Raw genomic sequence first — 1,430 nt, 5'->3', positions numbered from 1 at the left:
ATAGTCGTTCCTTAAAAAGCGATTCACGAATTGATAATCAGTAAAGTAGTTCTTGATTTCCTTTGATATATCTGCAAGTTTTTGTAACTTTAAGTTCTAAAACTTGCAGATTATATGATTAATAAAACTATATCAAGTCCCTCTTTATTCAGTTCTTTGTCCGACCAGTTGAACCAGAAACATCCCTTGTACATCCTTGCGGATAAAATCAGTTGGTCTCGTTTTGAAGAATCCTTCACTCCGTTGTATTGTGCCGATAACGGACGTCCTGCCAAGCCTATCCGTCTGATGTGCGGCTTGCTGATTCTAAAGCACGTACGGAATCTTTCCGATGAGTCAGTTGTTGAGCAGTGGAGCGAGAATGCTTATTACCAGTACTTTTGCGGCATGTCGGAGTTTACTCCATCTTATCCATGCAATGCGAGCGAGCTTGTTCATTTCCGCAAGCGTATCGGTGAGCAGGGTATGGAGCTTATTCTGGCAGAAAGTATCCGTGTCAATCAGGAAAATGACGACAATGACCATTACGACACTGCTTTCATCGACTCCACCGTACAAGAAAAGAACGTGACCTATCCCACTGATGAGAAGCTGCATAAAAAGATAATCCGTAAGGTTATGTCCATTGTAAGGTCGTTGAACCTTCCGTTGCGTCAGAGCTATACGTTTGTGCTTAAAAGGATTTACCGTGACCAACGTTTCCGCAACCATCCGAAGAATCGTGCGAAAGCCTTAAAGGCAGACAAGAGACTGCGGACAATAGCCGGACGATTGGTAAGGGAGCTCAGACGCAACCTGAAAGAAAACCATGAATACGACAAGCAGCTCATTCTGTTTGAACGGGTACTTTCACAGAAACGCAATTCCAAGGAAAAGATTTATTCACTGCACGAGCCTGAGGTGCAGTGCATAAGCAAAGGCAAGGAGCATAAGAAGTATGAGTTCGGGAACAAGGTTTCCATCATCCGCTCTCTGACAGGTATAATCTTAGGAGCCGGCTCGTTCCGCAACGAATACGACGGACATACAATAGAAAAATCCCTTTTGCAGGTTGAAAGAATAACAGGACGTAAAATAAAGAAATTGGCAGGAGACAGGGGGTACAGGGGAAAGAAGGAAGTAAACGGTACTCAAATACTAATCCCTGATGTTCCCAACCGAAAAGACAGCTACTATATTCGCAAAAAGAAACACCGCATCTTCTGCAAGCGAGCCGGAATCGAGCCGACAATCGGGCACCTGAAATCAGAATGTCGCCTGGGACGCAACTTTTATAAAGGTATCTTCGGAGATGTAGTCAATGTACTGTTGGCTGCGGCTGCATATAACTTCAAAAGAGCCATGAGGGTTCTTTGGCGATTTATTGAAAAATTCTGCGGAATGCTGTTTAGTTACAATATCCCGCAGAAATGTGCTTTTTAAGGAACGAC

General features: G+C 43.6%; 1 protein-coding gene. It reads left to right on the top strand.

The features are described 5' to 3' along the window. Nucleotides 1-114 precede the first annotated feature (114 nt). Nucleotides 115-1,422: an IS5 family transposase gene (locus NW212_RS15175; RefSeq protein ID WP_258339450.1), complete on the top strand. Its 1,308-nt coding sequence runs from the start codon at nucleotides 115-117 to the stop codon at nucleotides 1,420-1,422. The last annotated feature ends 8 nt before the right edge of the window (nucleotides 1,423-1,430 follow it).

It is taken from the genome of Bacteroides sp. ET225 (assembly GCF_024733745.1).
GTDB classification, from domain to species: Bacteria; Bacteroidota; Bacteroidia; order Bacteroidales; family Bacteroidaceae; genus Phocaeicola; species Phocaeicola excrementipullorum.
The sequence above is the reverse complement of the archived record's forward strand: the minus strand, read 5'-3'. Positions and strand labels throughout refer to the sequence as shown.

Coding starts and splice junctions, on each gene's coding strand:
- NW212_RS15175 (WP_258339450.1), top strand. CDS start 115: ATGATTAATAAAACTATATCAAGTCCCTCTTTATTCAGTTCTTTGTCC.